Origin of the sequence: Marinihelvus fidelis (assembly GCF_008725655.1) — a bacterium.
GTDB lineage: Bacteria > Pseudomonadota > Gammaproteobacteria > Xanthomonadales > SZUA-36 > Marinihelvus > Marinihelvus fidelis.
On the sequence record NZ_VYXP01000004.1, the window covers coordinates 147,854 to 173,937 of the forward strand.

23 protein-coding genes and 1 tRNA gene are annotated in these 26,084 nt (G+C 64.4%); 16 read left to right on the plus strand and 8 right to left on the minus strand.

The window, feature by feature from the left end; translation table 11 throughout:
- Window positions 1-1,281, plus strand: a complete 1,281-nt coding sequence (serS, locus tag F3N42_RS07075) for a serine--tRNA ligase (protein ID WP_150863720.1) — start codon at window positions 1-3, stop codon at window positions 1,279-1,281.
- 7 nt (window positions 1,282-1,288) lie between these two features.
- On the opposite strand, the gene F3N42_RS07080 is transcribed toward serS, so the two are convergent.
- From F3N42_RS07080 to F3N42_RS07110, 7 genes are all read right to left on the minus strand, one after another.
- Entirely contained in the window at window positions 1,289-2,194 is a 906-nt protein-coding gene (locus F3N42_RS07080; RefSeq protein ID WP_150863721.1) for an aldo/keto reductase, read from the minus strand.
- Between the two features lie 15 nt (window positions 2,195-2,209).
- Window positions 2,210-3,274: a molybdenum ABC transporter ATP-binding protein gene (gene modC, locus F3N42_RS07085; RefSeq protein ID WP_150863722.1), complete on the minus strand. Its 1,065-nt coding sequence runs from the start codon at window positions 3,272-3,274 to the stop codon at window positions 2,210-2,212.
- The gene (gene modB / locus F3N42_RS07090) at window positions 3,271-3,942 is read right to left on the minus strand and encodes a molybdate ABC transporter permease subunit (protein ID WP_150863723.1); all 672 of its coding nucleotides are present in this window, start codon (window positions 3,940-3,942) and stop codon (window positions 3,271-3,273) included. The genes modC and modB overlap by 4 nt, the downstream gene beginning before the upstream one ends.
- Complete coding sequence (modA, locus tag F3N42_RS07095) at window positions 3,935-4,795, minus strand: molybdate ABC transporter substrate-binding protein (protein WP_150863724.1); 861 nt, start codon at window positions 4,793-4,795, stop codon at window positions 3,935-3,937. Before modA ends, modB begins: the two co-directional genes overlap by 8 nt.
- Window positions 4,785-5,456, minus strand: coding sequence for a Bax inhibitor-1/YccA family protein (locus F3N42_RS07100; protein ID WP_150863725.1), 672 nt, complete (start codon window positions 5,454-5,456; stop codon window positions 4,785-4,787). Before F3N42_RS07100 ends, modA begins: the two co-directional genes overlap by 11 nt.
- Before the next feature lie 159 nt (window positions 5,457-5,615).
- Window positions 5,616-5,705 (minus strand) — tRNA-Ser (locus F3N42_RS07105).
- A 64-nt stretch (window positions 5,706-5,769) separates the two neighbouring features.
- Complete coding sequence (locus tag F3N42_RS07110) at window positions 5,770-6,384, minus strand: DUF502 domain-containing protein (RefSeq protein ID WP_150863726.1); 615 nt, start codon at window positions 6,382-6,384, stop codon at window positions 5,770-5,772.
- A 75-nt stretch (window positions 6,385-6,459) separates the two neighbouring features.
- Between F3N42_RS07110 and F3N42_RS07115 the strand changes: the two genes are divergently transcribed.
- Complete coding sequence (locus F3N42_RS07115; RefSeq protein ID WP_150863727.1) at window positions 6,460-8,460, plus strand: S9 family peptidase; 2,001 nt, start codon at window positions 6,460-6,462, stop codon at window positions 8,458-8,460.
- A 222-nt stretch (window positions 8,461-8,682) separates the two neighbouring features.
- The gene (locus F3N42_RS07120; protein WP_191621288.1) at window positions 8,683-9,321 is read left to right on the plus strand and encodes a response regulator; all 639 of its coding nucleotides are present in this window, start codon (window positions 8,683-8,685) and stop codon (window positions 9,319-9,321) included.
- Between the two features lie 46 nt (window positions 9,322-9,367).
- Here F3N42_RS07120 and F3N42_RS07125 read toward each other — a convergent pair whose 3' ends face one another.
- On the minus strand, window positions 9,368-12,205 hold the full coding sequence (locus F3N42_RS07125) for an Rne/Rng family ribonuclease (protein WP_224784787.1): 2,838 nt from the start codon (window positions 12,203-12,205) through the stop codon (window positions 9,368-9,370).
- Window positions 12,206-12,699: 494 nt separating this feature from the next.
- Here F3N42_RS07125 and F3N42_RS07130 point away from each other — a divergent pair, with 494 nt between their 5' ends.
- The 13 genes from F3N42_RS07130 to uvrC all read left to right on the plus strand — a co-directional run bounded on the left by F3N42_RS07130 (window position 12,700) and on the right by uvrC (window position 26,069).
- Window positions 12,700-13,641: an RluA family pseudouridine synthase gene (locus tag F3N42_RS07130; RefSeq protein ID WP_150863729.1), complete on the plus strand. Its 942-nt coding sequence runs from the start codon at window positions 12,700-12,702 to the stop codon at window positions 13,639-13,641.
- A gap of 66 nt (window positions 13,642-13,707) precedes the next feature.
- Entirely contained in the window at window positions 13,708-14,955 is a 1,248-nt protein-coding gene (locus F3N42_RS07135) for a lipoprotein-releasing ABC transporter permease subunit (protein WP_150863730.1), read from the plus strand.
- Entirely contained in the window at window positions 14,948-15,652 is a 705-nt protein-coding gene (gene lolD / locus F3N42_RS07140) for a lipoprotein-releasing ABC transporter ATP-binding protein LolD (RefSeq protein WP_150863731.1), read from the plus strand. The genes F3N42_RS07135 and lolD overlap by 8 nt, the downstream gene beginning before the upstream one ends.
- A 14-nt stretch (window positions 15,653-15,666) precedes the next feature.
- On the plus strand, window positions 15,667-17,973 hold the full coding sequence (locus F3N42_RS07145; RefSeq protein WP_150863732.1) for a DNA internalization-related competence protein ComEC/Rec2: 2,307 nt from the start codon (window positions 15,667-15,669) through the stop codon (window positions 17,971-17,973).
- A gap of 60 nt (window positions 17,974-18,033) precedes the next feature.
- Window positions 18,034-18,666, plus strand: a complete 633-nt coding sequence (locus F3N42_RS07150; protein WP_150863733.1) for a MotA/TolQ/ExbB proton channel family protein — start codon at window positions 18,034-18,036, stop codon at window positions 18,664-18,666.
- 3 nt (window positions 18,667-18,669) lie between these two features.
- Window positions 18,670-19,098: an ExbD/TolR family protein gene (locus F3N42_RS07155; protein ID WP_150863734.1), complete on the plus strand. Its 429-nt coding sequence runs from the start codon at window positions 18,670-18,672 to the stop codon at window positions 19,096-19,098.
- 7 nt (window positions 19,099-19,105) lie between these two features.
- Window positions 19,106-20,872 carry a lipid A export permease/ATP-binding protein MsbA gene (gene msbA, locus F3N42_RS07160; RefSeq protein WP_224784790.1) on the plus strand — a complete coding sequence of 589 codons (1,767 nt, stop codon included), beginning with the start codon at window positions 19,106-19,108 and terminating at the stop codon, window positions 20,870-20,872.
- The gene (gene lpxK, locus F3N42_RS07165; protein WP_150863735.1) at window positions 20,869-21,900 is read left to right on the plus strand and encodes a tetraacyldisaccharide 4'-kinase; all 1,032 of its coding nucleotides are present in this window, start codon (window positions 20,869-20,871) and stop codon (window positions 21,898-21,900) included. Before msbA ends, lpxK begins: the two co-directional genes overlap by 4 nt.
- Window positions 21,893-22,687 carry a 3-deoxy-manno-octulosonate cytidylyltransferase gene (gene kdsB / locus F3N42_RS07170; RefSeq protein WP_150863736.1) on the plus strand — a complete coding sequence of 265 codons (795 nt, stop codon included), beginning with the start codon at window positions 21,893-21,895 and terminating at the stop codon, window positions 22,685-22,687. Before lpxK ends, kdsB begins: the two co-directional genes overlap by 8 nt.
- Window positions 22,687-23,106 carry a copper chaperone PCu(A)C gene (locus tag F3N42_RS07175; protein ID WP_150863737.1) on the plus strand — a complete coding sequence of 140 codons (420 nt, stop codon included), beginning with the start codon at window positions 22,687-22,689 and terminating at the stop codon, window positions 23,104-23,106. Before kdsB ends, F3N42_RS07175 begins: the two co-directional genes overlap by 1 nt.
- Window positions 23,103-23,756, plus strand: coding sequence for an SCO family protein (locus F3N42_RS07180; RefSeq protein WP_150863738.1), 654 nt, complete (start codon window positions 23,103-23,105; stop codon window positions 23,754-23,756). Before F3N42_RS07175 ends, F3N42_RS07180 begins: the two co-directional genes overlap by 4 nt.
- Window positions 23,753-24,226, plus strand: coding sequence for a low molecular weight protein-tyrosine-phosphatase (locus tag F3N42_RS07185; RefSeq protein ID WP_150863739.1), 474 nt, complete (start codon window positions 23,753-23,755; stop codon window positions 24,224-24,226). Before F3N42_RS07180 ends, F3N42_RS07185 begins: the two co-directional genes overlap by 4 nt.
- 22 nt (window positions 24,227-24,248) lie before the next feature.
- Entirely contained in the window at window positions 24,249-26,069 is a 1,821-nt protein-coding gene (uvrC, locus tag F3N42_RS07190) for an excinuclease ABC subunit UvrC (RefSeq protein ID WP_406600459.1), read from the plus strand.
- The last annotated feature ends 15 nt before the right edge of the window (window positions 26,070-26,084 follow it).

Genomic DNA, 26,084 nt, shown 5'->3' on the forward strand with positions numbered 1-26,084 from the left:
ATGCTTGACCCCGTATTGCTGAGAAAAGACCCGGCGGCCGTTGCGGCCCGCCTGCAGGCCCGTGGATACACGCTGGACGTGGATCGTTACCAGGCCCTGGAAGAGCGCCGCAAGGCGACCCAGGAGCGGCTGGAGTCGCTTAAAGCCGAGCGCAACCAGAGCGCCAAGTCGATTGGCCAGGCCAAGGCCCGTGGCGAGGACATCCAGCCGCTGCTGGACGCCGTCGCTCGCCTGGGACAGGAACTGGAGCAGCTCGAGGGCGAGTTTCGCGCCGTTCGCGAGGAACAGACCGCGTGGCTACTGGAGATGCCCAACATGGCCGCCGACGGCGTGCCCGCGGGCAACGACGATAACGACAACCTGGAAGTCCGCCGCTGGGGTGAACCGCCGGCGTTTGATTTCCAGCCCCGTGACCACGTCGAACTGGGGCAGGGCACCGGTCTTTTGGATTCCGAAGCGGCCGCCAAGCTCTCCGGCGCCCGCTTTACCGTGCTGCGGGGGCCGATGGCCCGCCTGCACCGTGCGCTGGCGCAGTTCATGCTCGACACGCACACTGGCGACCACGGCTACACCGAGGTCTACCTGCCTTACCTGGTGAATGGTGATGCGATGCAAGGCACCGGCCAGCTGCCGAAGTTCGCAGATGATGCCTTCGCCACCACGGATGAGCCGCCGCGCTACCTGGTGCCCACGGCCGAGGTGCCGATGACCAACCTGGCGGCCGGCGAGATCATCGAGGCCGATGACCTGCCGCTGAAGCTGACGTCACAGACACCGTGCTTTCGGCGCGAAGCGGGCTCGCACGGCCGCGATACCCGCGGCATGATCCGCCAGCACCAATTCGAAAAGGTCGAGCTTGTGCAGGTGACCCGGCCCGAAGACTCACTCGACGCGCTGGATCAGCTCACGGGACACGCCGAGACCATCCTGCAGAAGTTGGGCCTGGCCTACCGCGTGGTGGTGCTGTGCACCGGCGATATGGGTTTCGCCGCGCGCAAGACCCATGACATCGAGGTCTGGCTGCCCGGCCAGGACGCGTACCGCGAGATTTCGTCCTGCAGCGACTGTGGTGACTTCCAGGCGCGCCGCATGCAGGCGCGCTGGCGTAACCCGGAGACGGGCAAGCCTGAACTCGCCCATACGCTGAACGGCTCTGGCCTGGCCGTTGGCCGCACCCTGATTGCCGTGCTGGAGAACTACCAGCAGCGCGATGGCTCGGTGGTGATTCCGGAAGTCCTGCGCCCGTACATGGGCGGCATGGACGTCATTCCGGCACCCTGATACCGCCTCAGGGCACACCCGCGCCCTGGCCGGCGGCCAGGATGCGGAACCATTGCTCGCGATTGAGTTGCAGTGACAGCGCGCCGACCGTGGCGCGCACGCGGCCCAGGTTGCCGGAACCGATAATCGGCAGGGGACGTGACGGCAGGCGCAGCGCCCAGGCATAGGCCACCTGGTCGGGGCTGGCGCCGCCCAGTTCCTCGCCCACCGTTTTCAGTTCCGCCCACAGGCGGGCACCGTCCTCATCATTGGCATCAAAAATCCGTCCGCCGGCCAGGCAGGACCACGCCATGGGCCGTACGCCTTGCTGCTGCGCCTGGTCCAGCGTGCCGTCCCATAGTACGGCGTCGTTGAGCGGGTTGATCTCGACCTGGTTGGTCACCAGCGGCACCGAAAGGGCCGACTGCAGCAATTCGAACTGCCGTGGCGTGAAGTTCGAGACACCGAAGTGCAGGACCTTGCCGGACGCGTGCAACTGTTCGAACGCGTTTGCGACGTCGCTGGCGTTCAACAGCGGGTCGGGGCGGTGCAGCAGCAGCAGGTCAATTCGGTCCGTGCGCAGGTTGCTAAGCGACGCCTCCACGGAATGGATGATCGTCTCCGCGTCGGTATCGTAATGCCCCAGCTGGCAATCCGGAAAACGCGCGGACGGAATGTGGATGCCGAACTTGGTGACGACCTGCAGACGCTCGCGCAGCGCTGGGTCCAGCGCCAGGGCATCACCGAACTGCTCCTCGCAGGTAAAGCCGCCGTAGACCGCAGCATGATCGACGGTGGTGATGCCCAGGTCGACATGCCCCTTGATGAAGTCGAGCAGTTCGGCCGCAGAGTATCCCCATTCGTCCAGGCGCCAGTAGCCCTGGATCAGTGGTGAAAAATGCGGGCCGTTCGGGCCTAACGGTGTCGGGTTCATTGCAATTCCTGTTGTTCAGTTCAGCAAGGCAAGGCTCTTGACCTGGATGTAGACGGCGGCGCCGGGTTCAAGCCCGAGCGCGTCCACGGAGCGTGTGGTGACCCGTGCCAGCACCTGGTCGGCGCCACAGGCCAGCCGGGCGATGACCTGGCCCGGGCCAACGTCGACCAGCGATTCGACGGTGGCGCGCAGGCAGTTGAGAATACTGCTGTCAGCGGGCGGTTGCAGGGTGATGCTGACATCGCGGGCCGCGATTCTGATCCGTACTTTTGACTGCGTTTGCAGTGCCGGCCCCGGCAAAACCAGTCGCCCGCCGGCGATGTCCAGCATGTTCAGTTTCCAGCGCGCATCGTAGCCGCTGACACGAGCGGCCAGGATGGAGCCTGCACCCGGTGAGCGCGTGGTGGCCAGGCCGGTGTCCGTCAGTACCGCCTGGATGGGCCCGCTGGCGGTCATCCTTCCCGCGTCCATCAGCGCGAGATGGTCGCACAGGCGGTCGATCTCGGTGGTGTCGTGGCTGACCATCAGCACCGGAATCTCGAGTTCCCGCTGCAGGCGTTCCAGCCATGGCAGCAGCGTGTCGCGGCGGTCGCGGTCAAGGCCGGCCATAGGTTCATCCAGTAGCAGCAGGGCTGGCCCACGCGCCAGCGCGCGGGCGATGGCGACACGCTTCTGCTCTCCGCCGGACAGGCCCTGTGTGCGACGCTTCAGGAGAGGGCCGATACCCAGCAGGTCGATCGCCTGGGACAGCTGCTGTGTGTCGACACCGTCGCCGCGTCGGCCGGCATAGTCGAGGTTGCCCTGGACATCCAGGTGGTCAAAAAGGCGTGCGTCCTGGAAGACGAAACCCACGCGCCGGCGGTGAACCGGCACGCAGGTGTTGTTGTCCTGCCAGGTCGCCGCGTTCACCACCAGTTGTCCACGCTGCACCTTTTCCAGGCCGGCAATGGCCCGCAACAGCGTGGTCTTGCCCGCGCCGGAGGGGCCCTGGATACCGGTGACACCGCGGCCGGGGAAGTCGAACATGGCATCCATCGAGAATGATTCCCGCGCCAGGACCATGTGGCCGCGAATGCTCATGACCCCAGCCACCGCGCGCGCCGGTTAAAGGCGAAGATGGCGGCGAGCAGGATGAAGGACATCAGCAGCAACACCAGTGAGAGCGCGTGGGCTTCGCCCCATTGCATGGTTTCGACGTGGTCATAGACCGCTATGGAGGCGACCCGGGTCTCGCCCGGGATATTGCCGCCGATCATCAGTACCACGCCGAACTCGCCCAGCGTATGGGCGAACCCCAGTGCGGCGGCAGTCAGGATGCCGGGGCGGGCCAGCGGTAGCGCAACGGTGAAGAAGCGGTCCAGCGGCGAGGCGCCAAGGGTCGCGGCCGCCTCCATCGGTGACCGGCCGATGGCCATGAAGGCGTTCTGAACCGGCTGGACGACAAACGGCAGCGAGTAAATCACCGAGCCGATCACCAGGCCGGTAAAGCTGAATGCCAGCGTGCTGCCGCCCAGCGCCTGGGTGATGCGGCCGGCGAAGCCCTCCGGCCCCATGGCCAGCAACAGGTAGAAGCCCAGCACAGTGGGGGGCAGCACCAGGGGCAGGGCAATGATGGCATCCACCAGGAACCGGCCGCGCCAGCGCCAGCACGACAGTCCCCAGGCCAGCGGGATGCCCAGCAACAGCAACACAGCTGTGCTGACCGCGGCGAGTTTCAGGCTCAACAGCAGGGCGCCGGTCTCAATCATGCCCGGCCACTGTGTCGTAGCCCGCATCTGTGATGATGCGCCGGGCATCCTCTGACGCCAGGAACGCATAAAAGTCACGCGCCGCGGGCGTATCCCTGAGCAGGACCATCTGTTGCACGATGGGTTCGTGCCATTCGGCAGGCACCGACCATGCGCTGCCCGGCCCCCCTGCCATTGAGCGACGTTTCGCCAGTTGCCATTGCGAGGCCGCCACCAGCCCCATGTCCGCATTGCCGCTGGCGACAAACAGCCAGGCCTGGCCAATGTTCTCACCCATCACCAGGTGTGGTTCAAAAGCTGCCCAGGCATCGCGGTGCTCCAGTACCTGGCGGGCGGCCAGGCCATAAGGCGCGAGTTTCGGGTTGGCGATCGCCAGGCGGCCTGGATACCCCGGATCCAGCAATTCAGGACCGACTTCGTTCTGGGGCAGGCTCGGTGCCCAGAGCACCAGGCGGCCGATGGCATAGGTGCGGCGGGTACCGGCTACGGCCTGGCCGTCGCGTTCAAGTGTCTCGGGGCGCGCCCGGTCGGCGGCCAGGAACAGGTCATAGGGCGCGCCGTTGATGATCTGTGCGTAATGTTTTCCGGTTGACGCCGCGGAGAGGGTCACGCGGTGCATTGATCGGCCCGGGTAGGCCTCGACCAGCTGGTCCAGCGTCGGGCTGAAATTGCTGGCGACCGCGATGCGCAGGGTGTCGGCGGACAGGCCCTGCGCCATTGCCAGGCCCAGCAGCAGCGTCAGCAGTGCAGGGGCGGCAAGTCTGCCCCAAGAAAAGGCCCGCGCGGGGCGGGCCTTCTCAAGGTGCGTGTAGTCGGACAAGGCCGTAATGGGCGATGCCGGCTCAGTCTTCACCCAGCGCGAAGCCCAGCAGATGGAGCAGGCTGGTGAACAGGTTGAAGATGGACACGAACAGCGTCACCGTGGCCATGATGTAGTTGGTCTCACCACCGCGCACGATCTGCTGCGTCTCGAACAGGATCAATCCGGCCATCAGCATGACGAACATGGCCGACACGGCCAGCATCAGCGGCTGGAACTGGAAGAACACGGCGCCCAGGCCGGCCAGGAAGGCCACCAGGATACCGACGAACAGGAACTTGCCCAGGAAGGAAAAGTCCCGCTTCGAGGTCAGCGCCAGGCCGGACATGGCCAGGAAAATGACCGCGGTGCCGCCCATGGCCATCATGACCAGTTCGGTGCCGTTGGAAAACGCCGTGGTGTACATGTTGATGATGGGCCCCAGCGTGGCGCCCATGAAGCCGGTCAGTGCGAACACGCTGACCAGGCCCCAGCCGCTGTTGCGCAACTTGGTGGTGGCGAACAGCAGGCCGAAATAGCCGACCAGGGTAATGAGCATGCCCGGGTGCGGCCAGTTCAAGGCCATGGACACGCCGGCCATGGCGGCCGAGAACAGCAGCGTCATGCCCAGCAACATATACGTGTTGCGCAGCACACGGTTCATGGTCAGCGCGTCGACGCGCTGGACAGACGGAGAATAGTGAATCTGGTTCATGTCAGGAAATGGCTCCCAAACGTTAACGATCAAGGCTTTAGGCACGTTTTTTAAGGCGAAGTTCCCGCCTGGCGCGCGCGCCGGATTCGCTTCTGCGCAGTAGGTTATAGCATTCCGCCGCGGGTTTCACCGGTCGGTGGTCATGGGCGGGAAAGGAAGTGGCGGAGGGGGTGGGATTCGAACCCACGAAGGGCTCTCACCCTTGCTGGTTTTCAAGACCAGTGCATTCAACCGCTCTGCCACCCCTCCGTGTAACCGGGTGTGTCGGTCAGGACGCGCAAGGATACCGGAAAATGGCCGCGTGGGCCACGGTTCAGGGTGAAATTCTTGCGTTTCTTTGAGCGTGATCGGCGAGCGCGGTGTTGGCACCAAAACCGTACTGTTCCACCAGTTCCATGACCTGACGGACGCTGATATCCAGCGCCGTCACCCGACTGGGTTCGACCAGGTGGGTGACACCTGACCAGGCGCTCGGGCAGGACGGGATATAGGTAATGACTCGGCCATCTTCCAGGCGCTGCATTTCCAGCCCGACGCGCTCGGAGTCGTCGAACCGGACCAGTACCGGCTGGACCGAGTTGGCCTCGGTCTCATCAAAGCCGCTTTTGATGCCCCGGATGATGCTGTAGCCGGGAACATTGATCAGCAGGCCGTCGAGTTTTTTCATCAGGCGGCCGGCGATGGTGTGGCGCGCGACCAGGCCGGCCACGAAGCAGAGCAGGATCACCACGACGAGTGCGATCAGGTTGGCTAACGCGATACCGCCCACCGTGTCGACTGGCAACCACGCAGCCAGCGGTTTGGCCACCATCATCATGACCAGCACGGCCTGGTAGCCCACCCAGGTGATGACGCCCACCGGAACCAGGAAAACGGCACCACCAATCAACGTGGTGAGCAGGAACTTGACGACCGGGTTCTTTTTCATGGGGTGACTTTACACCCTGACAGCCCACGCTGGCATCGGGTAGGCTTGCCCGCATATTCACGCAGGAGTTTCCGGATGTTTGAACGCAGATCCCTGGCCGCACTGCTGGCGGTTTCATTGATGGCGCCTGCCGCGCCCGCCCTGGCCGATGAAGAGGTGCTGCGGCGCACCGCCAATAACGGCAACCTGGTGATGGAGGACGTGCCGGAAATCCCGGCCTCGATCGTCTCCGACCTGAACCGGTACCAGAATGTCCGTTCGGCCAGTTTCCAGGCATGGGACGCCGACGGCAGCGCGCTGTATGTCCGCACCCGGTTCGGTGATGTGCCGCAAATTCACCGCGTCGCCCAGCCCGGTGGCGCGCGGACCCAGCTGACCTTCTTCAGCGAGCCCACCGGTGGCGTGTCGCGCCAGCCCAACGGTGACCGGATGGTGTTCACCATGGACGCCGGCGGCAGCGAGTTCGCGCAGATTTTCCTGCTCGACCCGCAGAGCTCGGATGATGCCGTCATGCTCACCGACGGCAGTTCACGTAACGGCATGGTGGTGTGGGATCGCGCCGGGGAGTCCGTGGCCTACCTTTCGACCCGTCGTAACGGTTCGTCGAACGATGTCTGGATGATGCAGGTCGACAACCCGGAAACCGCCGAGATGGTGCTGGAATCACCCGATGGCACCATGTGGGGCCCGTCCGATTTCTATGCCGATGACCAGAAGCTGCTGATCCTGAACTACGTGGGCAACGCCGACTCACGCGTCCACCTGCTGGACCTGGAGACGCGGCAGCTGTCGCGCCTGGCGGGCGATCCTGACAACCCCAGTTCCAACTTCCCGTTCGGTTTTGACCGCGAAGGGGAGGGCTTCTATTTCATTACCGATCAGGGCGGTGACTTCCGCCAGCTGGCCTGGCAGTCGCTAGCGCCGGGTGCTGACCCTGAGGTTGTGACCGGTGATATCAACTGGCATGTCGAGGGTGGCGCCATCAGCGATGATCGTCGCAAGATCGCGTTCACGGTGAACGAAGATGGCTTTTCCCGGCTGTACCTGATGGATGGTGACAGCCGCGAGTTCCGCGCGGTGGACGCCATTCCCACGGGCGTGATCGGCAACCTGGCGTTCAGCCCGGATGGTCGTTCGCTGGCGATGACGCTGAACACGCCGCAGACACCTAGCGATACCTTCGTGCTGGCGCTGGGTGAAGATCCGATGTCGTACGCCGGGCTGACGCGCTGGACATTCAGCGAAGTTGGCGGGTTGGATACCGACTCGTTCGCAGTGCCCGACCTGGTGCGCTACCCGACTTTCGACAGCAGCGATGGCGGTCCGGAAAACATTCCCGCCTGGGTATTCAGGCCCGAGGGCGAGGGGCCGTTCCCGGTCATCATCGCCATCCACGGCGGCCCGGAAAGCCAGTCGCGGCCCACGTTCTCCAGCACCTACCAGATGTGGGTCAACAAGCTGGGCGCGGCCGTGATCCGGCCCAATGTCCGCGGCTCGAATGGCTACGGCAAGCACTACATGGGCCTGGACAACGGCTTCAAGCGCGAAGACTCGGTCAAGGACATTGGCGCCTTGCTGGACTGGATCGCGACCCAGCCGGACCTGGACCAGGACCGCGTGGCGGTCTTCGGTGGCAGCTATGGGGGTTACATGGTGCTGGCCAGCGCGGTGCACTACAGCGACCGGCTGAAAGCCGCGGTGGACGTGGTCGGCATCAGCAATTTCGTGACCTTCCTGGAAAACACCCAGGACTACCGTCGTGACCTGCGCCGTGCCGAATATGGCGACGAGCGTGACCCCGACATGCGGGCCCACCTGGAGGCCATCAGCCCCAACCGCCATGTCGACAAGATCACGGTGCCGCTGTTCGTCGTCCAGGGCCAGAACGACCCGCGCGTGCCGGTCACCGAGGCCGAGCAGATCGTCGCGGCCATGCGCGCGCATGGCTCGCCGGTCTGGTACATGAACGCGCTCAACGAGGGCCATGGCTATGGCAAGAAGGAGAACAGCGACATCTACCAGCAGGCGACGGTCGTATTCTTCGAGAAGTTCCTCGTCGGCGATGACGAGGGCTGAGTTGTAGGAAATCACCCGCGCCGCGCGCGGGAAATTCCCTCCAAAACGTGTCATTTCCCCGTCGATCGCGTTGCCGGGTCGACGGGGAAGTGGTTCTTTCCTATAGTTGTTTCAGGGTCAAAGTAAAGGAGTTAGAAAAGGGAAGGCCAGCATAAAGGGGTTTGTGCCAGGCCTTGAAAAATGGACTGCATCCATCGGGATCATTACAAGGGGAGAATAACCATGATCCGAGTCCTTATCGTGGACGACCACGAACTGGTCCGTGCCGGACTGCGCCGTATCCTGGAAGAGAGCCCGGAGATCGGCGATATCTACGAGGTGGCGAGCGGAGAAGACGCCATCGACTTCAACCGGGAGCATCGTCCTGATGTCATCCTGCTCGACCTGGGCCTGCCAGGAATGTCAGCCTTCGAGGCGACTCGTCGGCTGGTTCATGCCCGAAGATCGGTTCGGGTCATCATCCTGGCCACTCATGCCAAGTCACCGTATCCCACGCGCATGCTGGACGAAGGCGCGCGCGGCTACCTGACCAAGGACTGTGACGCCGCCGAGTTAATGGAAGCGATTCACTCGGTCTGTGCCAACACCACCTACATTGGGGCAGAGGCTGCCAAGCAATTGGCGCTATCCATCCTTCCGGGCACCGCGGAGTCGCCGTTTGACGGCCTGTCCACGCGGGAAATGGAGGTCATGCTGAAGCTGACGGAGGGTGACCGTGTGCCGGACATCGCGTCCAAGCTGTGTCTCAGCCCGAAGACGATCGCGACCTATAAGTACCGCATCTACGACAAGCTGGGAACACGCAGCGAGGTTGACCTGCTGCGCATGGCGATGCGGTACGGCTTGCTGGAAGCCAGCTGAACCGGCATGGCCGCCCCGGGTTCCGGGGCGGCCTGCCTGAGGTGGATCAGTCCGCCGAGGCGGATGAACCCGAATCGCTCTTCAGGGTGTAGACACCCTTGGCGGCTGAGTCCGGCGTGGCCACGGCCTTTGGCTTTGACTCGGCCTTCGGCTCAGGCTTCGGCTCCGGTTTAGGTTCGGGCTTCGGCTCCGGCTTGGAGTCTGGCTTTGAAGCCGCTTTTTGCTCGGGTTTCGGCTCGGGCTTCGGTTCAGGCTTCGCTTTGGCCTCGGTCTTGGCCTCGGGCTTAGGGGCTGGCTCGGCTTTTGCCTCGGGCTTTGCCGCAGGCTCGGATTTGGCCTCCGCGCGGCTTTCGGCCTTGGTAGCGGGCGCCGCCGCAGCGTCCGACTTGGCCTCGGCCTTCTTCTTCGGCTTGGGCTTGGCCTTGGCCTTCGGCTTTGCGTCGGCCTTGGGTCCTTCGGCGCTCTTGGCCGGTTTCTCTGCTTTATCTGAGGTCGACTCAGTCGGCTTGGTCGCCTGGCTCACCTTGTCATTGCCATCCGCATTGCCCGCGTTTTCCGGGCGCGTATCGGACTTGGTGCTGCTGGTGCCGTAACGTGAACGACGTCGACGCGGCTGTGAATCATTGCCGTGCTTGTTGTCATCGGTTGACGCAGCCTGTTCTTCAGGCTTTTTGTCCTGTTGCGGCTTGTCGGCCTTGACCTTGTCACCCTTCGGCTCGGCCCCGTTACCCGTGGCCTTGTTGCCCTGGTTGTCGGACGGGCTGTTGGTCTGGTTATTCTGCGCAGACTGTCCGGAGCGTTTGCGGCCCCGGCCACCACGCCGGCGACGGCGCTTGCGACCTTCACCCTTGGGCTGTTCGCCGTTGGCCTGTGCATCCTTGGGCTGCTCGCCGCCGGCAGCCTCGGTCTTCTGGCCCTCGGACTGCTTTTTCGGTGATGCCTTCTTGCGACCGCCCGACGATTTCTCGTTCCTGGCGTTATCGCCCTGAGCGTTGGCTTTGCCACGGCCGCGACCGCGACCACCACGGCTGTTGCTCTTGCCACCCTGCGATGACTTACCCCGGGCCTGGTCCTGGGCGTCGGATTTGCGGCTGGCGGGCTTGTCCGCGTTGTCCTTCTTAGCAGAAGTCTTTGACGCGGTGGCCTGGGCGCTGTTGGCAGCCGTGTCCGTCTTGGCATCACCAGCGAACAGCATGCGTCCCAGGCGGGTGAAGAAACCGGGCGACTCTTCACTGGCCGGGGCCGCGTCGTCACCCTGCGCCTGTTCTGCGCTTGCACGCTTGGGGGCAGGGCGGGCGTGCTGGGCCTTGACCGCCGGGGCGGCAGGCGCGGCAGCCATGGTCTGTTCATTGGCAACCAGTTCGGCCGCGGGGGCTTCCACGCGGTCGTAGCTGACATCGTTGGTCACGTCGCTCTTGCGTACGCGCAGGATTTCGAAGGCAGGGGTCACCATGTGCTCGTTGGCCACCAGGACCACGGGCACGTGGTGACGTCGCTCGATATCGGCCAGCGCCTTGCGCTTTTCGTTCAGCAGGAAGTTGGCGGCCTTCGTGGGCACCTGAACGATGACCTGGCCGGTGAATTCCTTCATGGCTTCTTCTTCGGCCAGGCGCAGCACCGACAGCGCCAGCGATTCAACGCTGCGGATATAACCCTGGCCTTCGCAGCGAGGGCAGAGCACCTGGCTGGATTCGGCGATCGACGGGCGCAGGCGCTGGCGGGACATCTCCAGCAGGCCGAAGCGGCTGATCTTGCCGGTCTGTACGCGGGCCTTGTCCATCTGCAGGGCGCGGCGCAGGCGCTCTTCCACGGAGCGCTGGTTTTTGCGGTTCATCATGTCGATGAAATCGATGACGATCAGGCCGCCCAGGTCGCGCAGGCGCAACTGGCGAGCGATTTCATCGGCCGCTTCCAGGTTCGTGTTGTGCGCGGTCTCCTCGATATCGGAACCCTTGGTGGCGCGCGCCGAGTTGATGTCGATGGACAGCATGGCCTCGGTGGGGTCGAACACCACGGAACCACCGCTGGGCAGGTGTACCGTGCGGGCAAAGGCCGACTCGATCTGGCTCTCGATCTGGTAGCGGCTAAACAGCGGCACCTGGTCCTGGTACAGCTTGAGCTTGCGCAGGTTGTGCGGCATGACTGATTCCATGAACTCGCGGGCGTCGTTGCAAACGCTCTCGGAGTCGACCAGGATCTCGCCGATGTCGTTGCGCAGGTGGTCGCGCAGCGCGCGGATAAACAGGTTGCTTTCCTGGTAGATCAGGAACGGCGCCTTGCGTTCTTCAGCGGCCTTTTCGATCGAGCTCCACAGATTCAGCAGGTAATCGACGTCCCACTGCAGCTCTTCCGCGTCTCGGCCAACCGCCGCGGTTCGGACGATGATGCCGACGTTATCCGGCGTGGTGACCTGGGCCAGCTGCTCGCGCAGATTCTGGCGATCGTCACCGGTGATGCGGCGGGACACGCCACCACCGGACGGGTTATTCGGCATCAGTACCAGGTAGCGGCCAGCCAGCGAAATGTGCGTGGTCAGTGCCGCGCCCTTGTTGCCGCGCTCTTCCTTCTCGACCTGGATGATGATTTCCTGGCCTTCCTTCACCGCTTCCTTGATGGATACCTTGCCGTCCTTGTTGCGGACGTTGGCGTTGTAGTATTCGCGGGAGATTTCCTTCAGCGGGAGGAAGCCGTGGCGGGTAGAGCCAAACTCGACGAAGCAGGCTTCGAGCGAGGGCTCCACGCGGGTGATACGACCCTTGTAAATATTGGACTTTTTCTGTTCCTGTGACGGAACTTCGATATCGAGATCAAGCAGTTGCTGCCCGTCTGCGATCGCGACCCGCAACTCTTCCGGCTGAGTTGCGTTGATCAGCATTCTTTTCATTGTCTATTCCTCGGGCAAAACCCGTACGCGCGAGCCACGCAGCCATTAACGGGCTTCATGCCCGTTAGTGCCTGCGCTTCGCGTATCCGGCGGGTGACTGGCACGCACCGGTCTTGCCATGTTCTGTTGTCGGCCAGCTGACTCGATCCCGGGTCAGGGCCGTAATGGGCCACCTCGGTGGCCGGTTATTGGTATTGTCGCTTGAGCATTCCGCTTACGAAGCGGGTCCGTGCTCCGGATGGCAGTAATCTATAATAACTGCCATCAAAACAATTCATTACAAGCAGTTCTTTAGAAACTGCTGCGCACAGATCAATCACACGTTCCAGCTTGGTGAAGCGGGCATCCAGGTGTCGGTTCGGATACTATCGGCGGCCTGGTGCGGTGGAGGTGTCGCGCGGTTTTCGCGTCGGTCAGACCTTCGCGGCCACGGCGTGTTCCGTGCGGCATCGGATAATAGCAGTCAAGTTCCCGTCAATCAATGAGTTGGAGACATGAACGAACCTCAAATTCGGGCCCGGGCCAAAACCGTTGAAGTGGGCCGTGACCGCGATGGCCAGCGCCTGGACAATTTCCTGATGGCGCGGCTGCCGGGCGTACCCCGGAGCGCGGTGTACAAGCTCATCCGCACCGGCCAGGTGCGCGTGAATGGAGGACGCGCCAAGCCGTTCCAGAAACTGTCCGCCGGGGACCAGGTGCGTGTGCCGCCGGCTCACGTGGATCCGAAGGGTTCCGCGCGGGTCCCTGACCGGGTGGTGCAACTGCTCGAGAACAGCGTGATTTTCGAGGACGACCGCTTGCTGGTCTGCGACAAGCCCTCGGGCATCGCCGCACATGGCGGCAGTGGCGTGGCCTGGGGTGTCATCGACGCTTACCGCCAGTCGCGGCCGGGCAAGCCCCTGGACCTGGTACACCGCCTGGACCGCGAGACCAGCGGTGTGATGGTGCTGGCCAAGGATGTCGAAACACTGCGGCACCTGCAGGAGCAGTTTGCCGGGCGCGAAGCCGAGAAGCGCTATTTCGCGCTGCTGGAAGGACGTGTCAACGATGACCGCACGCTCGTCGACGAGCCGCTCGCGCGCCGCGAAGTATCCGGCGAACGCCTGGTGGTCGTCGACGAGGAAGGCAAGCCGGCGCAGACCGAGTTCACCGTACTGGAACGATGGCGCGACGCCACGCTGGTGGAGGCGAGGCCGCTGACCGGCCGTACTCACCAGATTCGCGTGCATGCGGCCTGGCTGGGTTGCGCCTGCGCGGGTGATAGCCGCTATGGCGACCGGGAACGGCAGCCTTCATGGAAAGAACAGGGCCTGGAGCGCCTGTTCCTGCATGCGCACGCGCTGGCATTCAACTGGATCGACGACTCGCCGCGGATGTATTCGTCACCGTTGCCGGACGATTTGCGTGCGGTCACCGAGCAACTGGGTCGCGGGTGAATTGCCGACAACGAGACGGGTGTTTTCGCGGTGGTGAGGACGTCGCCCCTGTGATGTAATGCGCGCATGTATAAACCGCTGTCGGTATTCGTTGGCCTGCGCTACCTGCGGGCCAAGCGAAGCAACCATTTCATTTCCTTCATCTCGCTGATCTCCATGCTGGGGATCGCGCTGGGTGTGACCACGCTGATCACCGTCATCTCGGTGATGAACGGCTTCGAAAAGGAACTGCGCGCGCGCATCCTGGGCGCGATCTCGCACGCCACCATCCAGTCGCTGGGCGAGCCGATGACTGAATGGGCCCCGCTGGTCGACCGGGTAGAGCAACGCGACGATGTCGTGGCCGCGGCGCCGTATACCGAGCAGGGTGTGTGGCTTCATGCGCGCGGCTCAACCGGCGCCTATATTCGCGGTGTTGACCCGGCATACGAGAAGGGCGTGTCCGAAGTGGCCGAGCACATGCTGGCCGGTGAACTGGAGGACCTGGTGCCTGGTGAGTACGGCATTATCCTGGGCGCCGGCCTGGCGACCCGCTTGCGTGTGGGGCTGGGTGACAAGGTCACCGTGATCGCACCGAAGCTCAAGGCCAGCCCGTTTGGCGCCAATCCGCAGATGAAGCGGTTTACGGTTGTCGGCGCCTTCGAGTTCGGCGAGTTCGAGAACGACACGTCGCTGGCGCTGATGCATTTTGAGGACGCAGCGACGCTGCTGCGGATGTCGCCTGGCAGTGTAGGCGGAATCCGCCTCAAGCTGGTGGACATGGACCGGGCCTGGCTGACCGCGCGGGATGTTTCCGATGAGCTGTCCGGCGCCTACCGGGTCCGCGACTGGACCCAGGAGCGCGGCAACCTGTTCCAGGCCGTGCGCACCGAGAAAACGGTCATGTGGGTCATACTTTCGTTGATCATCGCTGTAGCGGCTTTCAACATCATTTCCATGCTGGTGATGGTGGTGACGGACAAGCAAAGCGATATCGCGATCCTGAAAACCATGGGAGCGAAGGCCGGGACGGTGATGCGCGTGTTTATCGTTCAGGGCAGCCTGATCGGCGTGATCGGCACGGTGCTGGGGGTTGTCGGTGGAATCGCGCTGGCAAGTAACATCGGCAGCGTGGTGCCGTTCCTGGAGCGGATTTTTGGCTTCAGCCTGTTTCCAGGTGACATCTATTACATTACCGAGTTGCCGTCGGACCTGCGCTCGGCCGACGTGATCAAGTTTGCCGGCATGTCACTGGCCATGGGCCTGCTGTCGACGTTGTATCCGGCCTGGCGGGCCTCGCGCACGCATCCCGCAGAGGCATTGCGCTATGAATAAGCCAGTGAGCCAGGGTAGGGCGCCCGTGCTGGAGGCGACGGGGGTTCGCAAGGCCTTCCGCCAGGGGCCCAAGCAGATCGACGTCCTGAAGGGTGTCGACCTGGAAGTGATGCCGGGTGATTCGGTGGCCATCCTGGGCGCGTCAGGTGCGGGCAAGAGCACGCTACTTCACATTCTGGGTGGCCTGGACCAGCCCGATGGCGGCGAGGTCCGCGTGGGCGGCCAGTCCATCTGGTCGCTGGGCGAGAATGCCCGCGCCGCGCTGCGAAACTCCACCCTGGGGTTTGTTTACCAGTTCCACCATCTGTTACCCGAGTTCACCGCGCTGGAAAACGTGGCCATGCCGCTGTTGATTCGCGGTGAGCCGGTGGCCAAAGCCAGTGCGGCGGCCAGCGAGATCCTTGTGCGGGTGGGGTTGGAGCAGCGGCTCGACCACAAGCCAGGCGAGCTCTCCGGTGGTGAGCGGCAACGCGCCGCGGTGGCCCGCGCACTGGTGGGTGGGCCTGCCTGCCTGTTGGGCGATGAGCCGACCGGGAACCTGGACGAAACCACCGCGGCCCAGGTTTTTGGGATGGTGCTGGAACTCAATCGTGAACTGGAGACCGGCCTGGTGCTGGTCACCCATGACCGCCGCCTTGCGGCCGACATGGATCGCCAGTTCGAACTACGCCAAGGCACCCTCATCGACAGCAGCTGAGCCGGGCCGGGCGCATGGGCGCGCTGGTCAACTGGTCACTGGGTGCTCTTGTGCCTTATGCATGGCCGCTTGGGTGGTCGTGCCTGTTGCTCATTGCATTCATTGTTGGTTTCGCAGCCCGGCTCCGAGCCGGAATGCTGCAGACAGCCAGACCACTTTCTGGTCTTGCCCTCGCACTTCTCATCAGCATGGTGGGCGCCGCCTGGTCATGGCTGGCGATCGAAGACTATCGGCAGAACCGGTTCAGTACGACGGTTGATAGCGCAGGTCTTGTGGGTGTCATCAGGGGCCTGCCGACGCGGTATGAGGACAGCATCGAGTTCCTTTTCGAGCCACTGGCCTGGCAGAAGACGGATCTGCAGGACAGCCAGGTGCGTGTTCGTTGGTACCGCGACCCACCGGACGTCTTGGCCGGGGAAGCCTGGCAACTCGAGCTGCAACTGAAGTCACCTGTCGGGCTGGTCAACTTCGCAGGGTCCGATAGCGAGCGATGGTATTTCCGCGGTGGCATTGCTGCGCTCGCGACCGTGCGGAGTGGACAACGCCTGGGGTGGCACGATGATGTCACTGCGAGGGTCGATCGGCTACGCGATCGCATTCGGCGTGAAATCCACCATGTCCTTTCGGGTCATGACGGTGTGGGCCTGGTGCTGGCGTTGGCCGTGGCTGACCGCGATGCGATTGAGCCCGGATTGCGACGGGCTTTAACCGTCACCGGCACCGGCCATCTCCTGGCGATATCGGGTCTCCACGTGGGCCTGGTCGCGGGGTTTGGCTGGCTTCTGTTTCGCCTGCTGGCCGGGCTCTGGCCGGCGCGGTGGGTACGCTTTCCTGTTGTCATGGCGGCGTTGCTCATGGGCCTGGCCGCAGCGGCCGGTTACGCCATGCTGGCCGGCTGGGGTACGTCGACTCGACGGGCGCTGGTGATGCTGGTGGCCTGGGCGCTATTCGCGCTTGCCAGGCGCCGGCCGTCACCCTGGTTTCCCTGGTGGCTGGCACTGGCCGTGGTGCTGGCGATGGATCCACGTTCCCCCGCCGATGCCGGGTTCTGGATGTCGTTTGGCGCCGTGGCCGTGCTGTTGATGGTGTTCTCGACGCGCCAGCCGCGCATTCGCGGGTTTCCGGCGCTGGTACTGGCGCAAACGGCCATTGGCGTGGTCATGCTGCCGCTGGGCCTGGCATTGTTCGGTTTCGCGGGCGCCGGTGGCTGGGTCGCCAACCTGCTGGCGATCCCCTGGGTCTCGCTGGTGAACCTGCCGCTGGTGCTGGCCGGTGTCGGGGCCTGGCTGGTCTATGCCCCTGGCGCGGAGATCCTGCTGTACATGGCGGCCGATGCCGCATCCCTTCTTGCGCAAGGCCTCGATGGCCTGGCGTCATTCGCCGAACAGGTGGGTGGGGAATGGCGGCGCCCTGCGTGGCTTTCTCTACTGCTGGCATTGGCGGGCGGGTCACTGCTACTTTGTGCCCGCGGTGTGCCGGACCGTTGGGCTGGGGTCATGCTGGTGGCACCTTTGTTCCTGCCTGCAGGGCGGGGGCTCAGTACGGGCGAGCAGTCGATTGAGCTGCTGGACGTCGGCCAGGGGCTGTCGGCGTTGGTGCGCACGCGCGATCACTTGCTCGTTTACGACACCGGGCCTGGCGTGCCGGACCAATGGGATCGGTACCGGCAGGTGCTGGCGCCGACGCTACGGGCCAGGGCGGGCGAGCCGGAGGTGCTGCTGGTCAGCCATGGCGACCTGGATCATGCCGGTGCATTGGACACCTTCCGACATCATCACGGCGGCACCCACGTCATCGGCAACTTCGAAACGGGGTCACGCACCCAGGTGTCCACCTGCCATGATGAACGCTACTGGGACTGGGACGGCGTGCATTTTGACGTGCTGCATCCCGGGCGCTGGCTGCCCTACCTGGGCAATGACAGTTCCTGTGTCCTGTCGATCTCCGGTGCCGGCGGGCGGATGCTGTTGCCTGGTGATATCAGCCATTACGTCGAGCGAAGGTTGTCGAACCGCACCGGCGGCGGCTACCGGCTGGCCGTTGCACCGCATCATGGCAGCCGGCATTCATCCAGCACCACTTTTATCGACTGGGCCCGGCCCGAAGTGCTGTTGGTTGCCGCAGGGCAGGGCAACCGCTTCGGCTTTCCGCACCCGGAGTTCATTCGCCGTGCCGAGCAGGCCGGCGCCGTTGTGTACTCAACCAGTGACTGCGGTGCCTTGCGTGCCCGGCTGGACGACAGCGGGCGCCTGGAGCTCGAATCGGCACGGGTAAAACGGCCGGCCGCCTGGCGCTGGCGCAACGGTGAACCGTGTCCCTGACCTTGGCTTGGGAGTGGGTTATCATGCGCTGATTCATGTGCTCGAAGGAGTGAGACACGCATGCTGGAAATCATCATCGCGGGCGGTTGGCTGATGGTGCCCATCCTCCTGTGCTCGACACTGGCGGTGGCCATCATCATCGAACGCTTCTGGTCCCTGCGACGCTCTCGCGTTGTGCCGGACGGTGTCGGCGAACAGGTGGAAGAATGGGCTGCTCACGACGAGCTGGACCTGGAACACCTCAATCGCCTGCGCAAGGGCTCCGCGCTGGGCCAGGTTCTGGCCGTGGCGCTGGCCAACCGGCATCGCTCCCGTGATGTCATCAAGGAAGCGGTGGAGGACACAGGCCGGCACGTGGTGCATGAACTCAGCCGGTTCCTCAATACGCTGGGCACGATTGCCGGCATCACCCCGTTGCTGGGGTTGCTCGGTACCGTGGTCGGCATGATCCGCGTGTTCTCGGCCATCATGATTCATGGTGTTGGCAACGCCAACGAACTCGCCGGCGGTATCTCCGAGGCGCTGATCACCACGGCGGCCGGCCTGACCGTGGCCATTCCCAGCTATTTCTTCTACCGCTATTTCCGTGGTGTGGTCGAGGAGTACGTGGTGTCGATGGAAGAGCAGGCCATTTCGCTGATTGGCGCCATTGAGCGAGGCAACGTCGCCAAGATCAAGGCGCGTGGCAGCTGAATCATGCAACTGAACCCGCGCAAGGAGGAAGAGCCGGAAATCAACATGACGTCGTTGATCGACGTGGTGTTCCTGCTGCTGATCTTCTTCATGGTCAGCACGACGTTTGAGCGCCAGGCGGCATTGAAGATCGACCTGCCCGAGGCATCGGCGCAGGAAGAGCCCACTGAGCAGCCGCGGCAGCTGGAGCTGGCGATTGATGCCGAGGGGCGGATGTTCCTGAACGATGCCCAACTCGTGGACAACCGGCCGGCGACCATCCGTTCGGCGCTGGCGGAGCTGGCCGGTGAGGGTCGTGAATTGCCGATCATCATTCGTGCCGATGCGCAGACGCCGCACCACTTTGTCGTCACGGCCATGGATGTGACCGGCCAGCTGGGTTTCACCCGCCTGTCCATCGCCACCGAACGCGTCGACGACGCCCAGCCGTGAGCAGGGCGTGAACGATTCCACTCGGGAATACGCACCCGGGCAGGTGTATCGCCGCCTGTGGCGCTACTCGCGCGCCTATTGGCCGATGCTGCTGGTCGGCGTGCTGGGTGTCAGCCTGGACGCCGCCATGCAGGCGCTGTTCATCAAGTTCATCGAGCCACTGATCGACCGCGTCTTCGTCGACAAGGATTCCGAGTTCGGCCTGTGGCTGGCCGGGGCCATCATGGTGGTGGTCGCCTTGCGCGTGGTGGGCCACTTTGCCGGCGCCTACGGAATGGAATGGACGGGTCGCCGGGTGGTGGCCGACCTGCGCCGTGAACTATTCGACAGCTACCTCGAGTTACCGGCACGGTTTTTCGACTGTTTCACTGCTGGCCAGCTGATTTCCAAGCTGACCTACAACAGCGAGCAGGTCGCCAATGCCGCGACCGACGCCATCATCGCGGTCATCCGTGACGTGATGTTGCTGCTGTACCTGTTGATCCTGATGCTGACGCTGAACGTGAAGCTGACCGGCGTCATGCTGTTGCTGGCACCAGCGGTGGCGATCGTCGTGACCGTGATCAGCCGACGCTTCCGCAAGATCAGTGGCCGCATCCAGGATTCCATGGGCGATGTCGCGCATATCACCGAGGAGGCCGTGGTCGGGCAGCGCGTGGTCAAGGTGTTCCAGGGCCAGGACGAGGAGCGTGCGCGGTTCAAGGCCGCGAACGAGCGCAACCGCCGCCTGCATATGCGCATGGTAGCCACGCACATGGCGTCGTCGTCGATGGTGCAGATTTCGGCAGGCCTGGCGATGGTCGTGCTGATGGTGGTGTCGAGCCGCCCGGCCATGCTCGAGGAAATTTCTGCCGGCACGTTCACGGCGATGTTTTTCGCCATGGTGGCCACCATTCCGCCACTGAAGCGGCTGACCAGCGTGCAGAGCAAGGTGCAGAAGGGCATCGCCGCCGCGGAGAGCATTTTCCGCGTGGTTGATGACGAACGTGAAAGTGCCGATGAAGGTGTCGGAGTCGATCGGGTGGGTGGGGAACTTGTTTTCCGCGATGTCGGCTTTCGCTACCCGGACGGCCATGACGAACGGCCGGCCCTGGAAGGCATCAGTTTTGAGGTTCCCGCCGGCAGTGTGACCGCACTGGTCGGCCGCTCGGGCAGTGGCAAGACCACGCTGGCCAGCCTGCTGCCGCGTTTTTACACCGGATTCGAGGGCCAGATCCTGCTGGACGGCCAGCCGTTGCAGGATTATCGCCTGGATGACCTGCGCCGGCAGATCGCGCTGGTGAGCCAGGACGTCGTGCTGTTCAACGACACGGTGGCGGGCAACATTGCCTATGGCGCGCTGGCCGGTGCCGCCCGCGAGGACATCGAAAAAGCCGCCCGCGATGCGCACGCGATGGAATTCATCGAACAACTCCCGGAGGGGCTCGACACCCCGGTGGGTGAGAACGGCGCACGGCTGTCCGGCGGACAGCGGCAACGGATTGCCATTGCGCGCGCACTGCTGAAGGACGCCCCGGTGTTGATCCTGGACGAGGCGACGTCGGCGCTGGATTCTGAATCCGAGCGGGCGTTCCAGCAGGCGCTGGAAGAAGTCATGAAGGACCGCACGGTGATCGTCATCGCCCATCGTCTGTCGACCATTGAAAATGCCGACCAGGTGGTCGTGCTCGATGGCGGCCGGGTGGTCGAGCGAGGCGATCACGACACGCTGCTCGCCGATGGCGGGGCCTACGCGCAACTGTACCGCACCCAGTTCGGGGAACTGCAGGCGTGAACCAGGCCGCGCTGGACCGGGTCTGGTACGGCGACCGCGCACCCGGTCCGCTGCTGGGCGCGCTGGAGCGGGTTTACCGTGGCGTATCGGCCCGGCGGCGCGCGAAAGAACGTCAGCAGCAGGCCGAAGACCTGGTCGGCAAGCCCATCATCGTGGTCGGCAATATTACGGCGGGGGGAACCGGCAAGAGCCCGCTGGTGGTCCGGCTGTGCGAACTGCTCCGGGGTGCCGGGCTGGCCGTCGCGGTTGTCAGCCGTGGTTATGGACGCGAGGGCAGGGCGCCGGTCCGTGTCGACGCCGCAACGTCACCGCGCGAAGGCGGCGACGAACCGGCGATGATTGCCCGGCGGGCCGGCGTGACCGTCTACGTCGACCGCGACCGGGAAGCCGCGGCGCGACAGGCCTTTGGAGAAGGCGCCGACGTGGTCATCGCCGACGATGGTCTGCAGCGCCTGCGCCTGCCACGGATCATGGAATTGTGCGTTGTCGATGGCGACCGTGGCTTCGGTAACGGCCGGCTGTTGCCGGCGGGGCCGCTGCGCGAACCGGTCGAGCGGCTGGATACGGTCGACTGGGTGGTCGTTAACGGACGGGGCGAGTTCGGCGGAAATATTCGACAAAAACGCGTCGACATGAGTCTTGAACCGCAGGGCTTTTTCGCACTCGACAGTGATCAACAGCTGGCCGTTTGCGAAGCGGCCGACCGACTGCAGGAACGTGCGGCAAGCGCGGTCACGGCGATCGGCAACCCGGGGCGTTTCTTTGACACGCTGGCTTCGCTGGGTATCGAGACCGATGTGAAGCGGCGCTTCAATGACCACCACGCCTTCACTCGCTCAGATTTCGAAGGGCTCGAGGGCGCAATACTGATGACGGAAAAGGACGCGGTGAAATGCGCGGGCCTGGGCCTGGACAACGCCTGGTACCTGAAGGTTGGCGCCCGCTTGCCGGAACAGTGGGAAGCGCAACTGTTGACGACGATCCTGGGGCACCTGGACCACCCATCGGAGCGCCAGGGCAATGCCTGATTACGCCATCGTCATTCCGGCCCGCTACGCATCCGAGCGACTGCCCGGCAAGGCCTTGCTCGACCTGGGCGGCAAACCAATGGTCTGCCGTGTGCTGGAGCGGGCCCGGCAGTCGTCGGCGACCGAGATTGTCGTCGCCACGGACGATGAGCGCATCGTCACCGCGGTCGAGCGCGAAGGCGGCGAGGCGGTGTTGACATCAAAGGACCACACCAGCGGCAGTGACCGTATCGCCGAGTGCGCGCGCAAGCGTGGCTGGGGCGCCGACCGCCTGATCGTCAACCTGCAGGGTGACGAACCACTGATGCCGGCCCCTTGCCTGGACCAGGTCGCGCGCCTGCTGGCCGACGCACCGGATGCCGCTGCCGCCACCCTGTGCTGGCCCATCGAGTCCGCCGCGCAGGTGGGTAACCCGAATGTCGTCAAGGTGGTCTTTGACCCCCATGGCAACGCGCTCTGGTTCAGTCGCTCAGCCATTCCCCATGCCCGCGACTGGCCCGGAACGGAAGCGGCCATGGCCGCCGGTGTGCGCTGGTATCGCCACCTGGGGCTGTACGCGTACCGGTATGGCCACCTCGAAGCCTTTGCCCAACTCGAGCCCAGCCCGCAGGAACAACTGGAGCGGCTGGAACAGTTGCGGTTTCTGGAGAACGGCCATGGCATCCGTATTGCCGTGGCCGACGAGGCCATTCCGCCCGGCGTGGACACGCCCGAAGACCTGGCGGAAGTCCGGGCACTGTTTGAACCAGGGGCCAATAGCACCCCAAACCCCAACGGAAACACCTGATGACACGTTTGAGATTGCTGGCGTGCCTGCTCGCCGGACTGGCCGGCACCGCGCAGGCCGAGATCACAGCCACCGAGGCCTGGGCGCGCGCGACGCCACCCGGCGCCCGTAACGGCGCCGCCTACCTGTACATCAACAACAGCGGCGAGTCCGACCGCCTGGAGTCCGTCTCCGGCAAGGTGTCGGAGCGGATCGAGATTCACGCCCATATCCACGCCGACGGCATGATGAAGATGGAACGCCAGGACGGCGTTGACGTTGCCAACGGCACGACGACATTCGAGCCCGGTGGCCTGCACCTGATGCTGCTGGGGCTGGATGCGCCGCTGGTAGCCGGTGAATCGTTCCAGCTCGTGCTGCATTTCGCCCAGGCGGGAGACAGGACCATCACGGTCGAAATCCGGGACGCGCGACAATGAGTCGACTGGGTCGTGGCATCGCGCTGGTGGCGGTTGCCCTGGTCGCTTTCGCGTTTGGCGGCTGGTGGAGTACCGGCTTTCGCACCGCCGCGCCGGGCAGCTCGTCGCCGGTGGACATGAACGGCTACGTCCTGGACCAGCCGAGGGCGCTGCCGGAGTTCAGCCTCGTTGACCAGCATGGGCAAACCTTCAGCCGCGCGGGCTTCAGGGGCGACTGGTCGCTGATCTATTTCGGCTACACGTACTGCCCCGACATTTGCCCAGCGGCCATGGCCGTGATGGCGCAGGTCGATGGCATGCTGAGGGAAGGTGGTGAGTCGCCCGGCGTGACGTTCTACCTGGTCTCTGTTGACCCCAGGCGCGACACCCCAGAACGGCTGGAGGAGTACGTCACTTATTTCGGCCCCGAGTTCCGCGGCCTGACCGGCGACACGCCGGCGCTGGACGTCATCACCCGCGCCGCCGGCGTGGTGTACCAGGTGCCGGAAGCGCCGGTCAGCGATGATTACCTGGTCGGCCACTCTTCGACACTGACATTGCTGAACCCGGAAGGCCAGGTCCACGCAATATTCACGACCCCGCTCATCGCGGAAGACATCGCCAGCAGTTTCCGCGCCATCCGCGATGATCACGGCGGGGCAGGGGGATGACCTCGGTCCTGTTCGTCTGCATGGGCAATGTCTGCCGCTCCCCATCCGCGGAAGGCTATTTCCGCCACCACGTTGAAGCGGCCGGGCTGGAGGACGAATTCGACATCGACTCGGCCGGCACTCACGGCTACCACGTCGGCCGGCCGCCGGACTCGCGGGCCATTACGGCCTGCGCACGCCACGGGATCGATATTTCCAGCCTGTCTGCCCGCCAGGTGAGCGCGGCGGACCTGCAGCAGTATGACCATGTGCTGGCCATGGATACGCAGAACCTGGCGGCGCTGCGGCAACTCGCCGGCGAGCATGCGGGGCGGGTGCGGCTGATGCTGGACTACGCCCCCGGCCAGGACCGGCGTGAAGTGCCGGACCCGTACTATGGCGGCGACGAGGGCTTCGAACTCATGTGCGGCTTGCTGGACTCGGCCACGCGCGGTCTGCTGGCGGCATTGCGGGCGGAGGGCGATGGCTGAAAAGCGCGCCAGCACGGACAAGATCGGCGCGGAGGCGCGGGCGTTCGACGGCAAGGCCTTTACGCGCAGGCTCTCGACGGGGCCCGGGGTTTACCTGATGAAGGATGCCGAGGGCAGCGTGCTCTACGTGGGCAAGGCCGCCAACCTGCGCAAACGGGTTGCCAGTTATTTCGATGCCCGGCCCAAGGGCTCGAGGATCATGCGCATGATTGCGCGCATCACCGATATCGAGGTGTCACTGACCCGCACCGAGGGCGAGGCGCTGCTGCTCGAGAACGAGTGGATCAAGGCCCACCGGCCGCGCTACAACGTCCTGCTACGCGATGACAAGAGCTACCCGTGGATCGTGCTGACGACCGACCACGATTTCCCCCGCGTGGCTTTCCATCGCGGCCGCCGTGACCCGAAAAGGACCTACCTGGGGCCGTATCCTTCGGCTGGCTCTGTGCGCGAAAGCATTAACCTGATCCAAAAGATTTTCCGCGTGCGCAACTGCGAGGACAGCTACTTCGCCAACCGGTCCCGGCCCTGCCTGCAGTACCAGATCAGGCGCTGTACCGCGCCGTGCGTGGACGAAGTGAGCGCGAACGATTACGCGGCCCAGGTGGATGATGCCCTGCTGTTCCTGAAGGGCCAGAGCCAGAAGGTGATCACGCGGCTGATCGGCCGCATGGAGGCCGCGGCCGCGGAGCAGAAGTTCGAGCAGGCGGCGATTTTTCGCGACCAGATCGAGAGCCTTAAGCAGATGCAGTCACAACAGTTCGTGTCGGCCGGCAATGGCGATGCGGACATCATCGCGGTGGCGATCGGCGGCGGCGGGGCCTGCGTCCAGGTGGTGTCATTCCGGGGTGGCCGAAACCTGGGCCAGCGCAGTCATTTCCCGACGCAGGTGGGCGAGGCCACGGCCAGCGAAATTCTTGAAGCCTTCCTGGGGCAGTACTACCGGGAGCGCATTCCGCCGTCGGACATCATTCTTTCCGACAGCGTCGACAGTATCGTGGTGTTCGCGGAAGTGTTCAGCGAGCGGGCCGGCAAGCGGGTGACGTTACAGCCCAACCCCCGTGGTGACCGCAGGCAGTGGCTCGAGGGTGCGAAGCGCAACGCCGAGAACGCGCTGTCGATTCACCAGGCCTCGGATGCGCGGATCGAGCAGCAGTTCGAAGTGCTGGCGGACCTGCTGGGCATGAGCGAGCCGCCGGAAACCATGGAGTGTTTCGACATATCCCACACGGCCGGCAACCAGGCCGTGGCGTCCTGCGTGGTGTTCGGCCGGCAGGGTCCGGTGAAGTCGTTGTATCGCCGCTTCAATATAAAAGGCATCACGCCGGGCGATGACTATGCCGCCATGCGCCAGGTGCTGGAGCGGCGGTACCGCAAGCTGGCTGAAGGCGAGGGCGAAGCACCCGGCCTGGTGATCGTCGATGGCGGCAAGGGGCAGTTGAAGCAGGCGCTGGAGGTCTTCGCCGAGCTGGGGCTGGACGGCATCCCGTTGATGGGAGTGGCCAAGGGCCCGGACCGGCGTGCAGGTTACGAGGACTGGGTCCTGCCGGGGCGAGCGCGCCCGCTGGAGCCCGGCCCCGAATCGCCCGCATCCCACCTGGTGCAGGCGATTCGCGATGAGGCCCACCGGTTTGCGATCAGCGGTCACCGTGGGCGGCGCCAGAAGGCGGCCGTGGCCTCGCCGCTGGAGGGCATCGCCGGCGTGGGGGCAGGACGGCGGCGCGCACTGCTCAGCCACTTTGGCGGCATTCGTGGAGTGCGCAAGGCCGGGGTCGAGGAACTCGCCAGCGTTCCGGGAATCAGTACCGAACTCGCGCGGCGGATTTACGACGCCCTGCACTGAATCTGTGATAATACG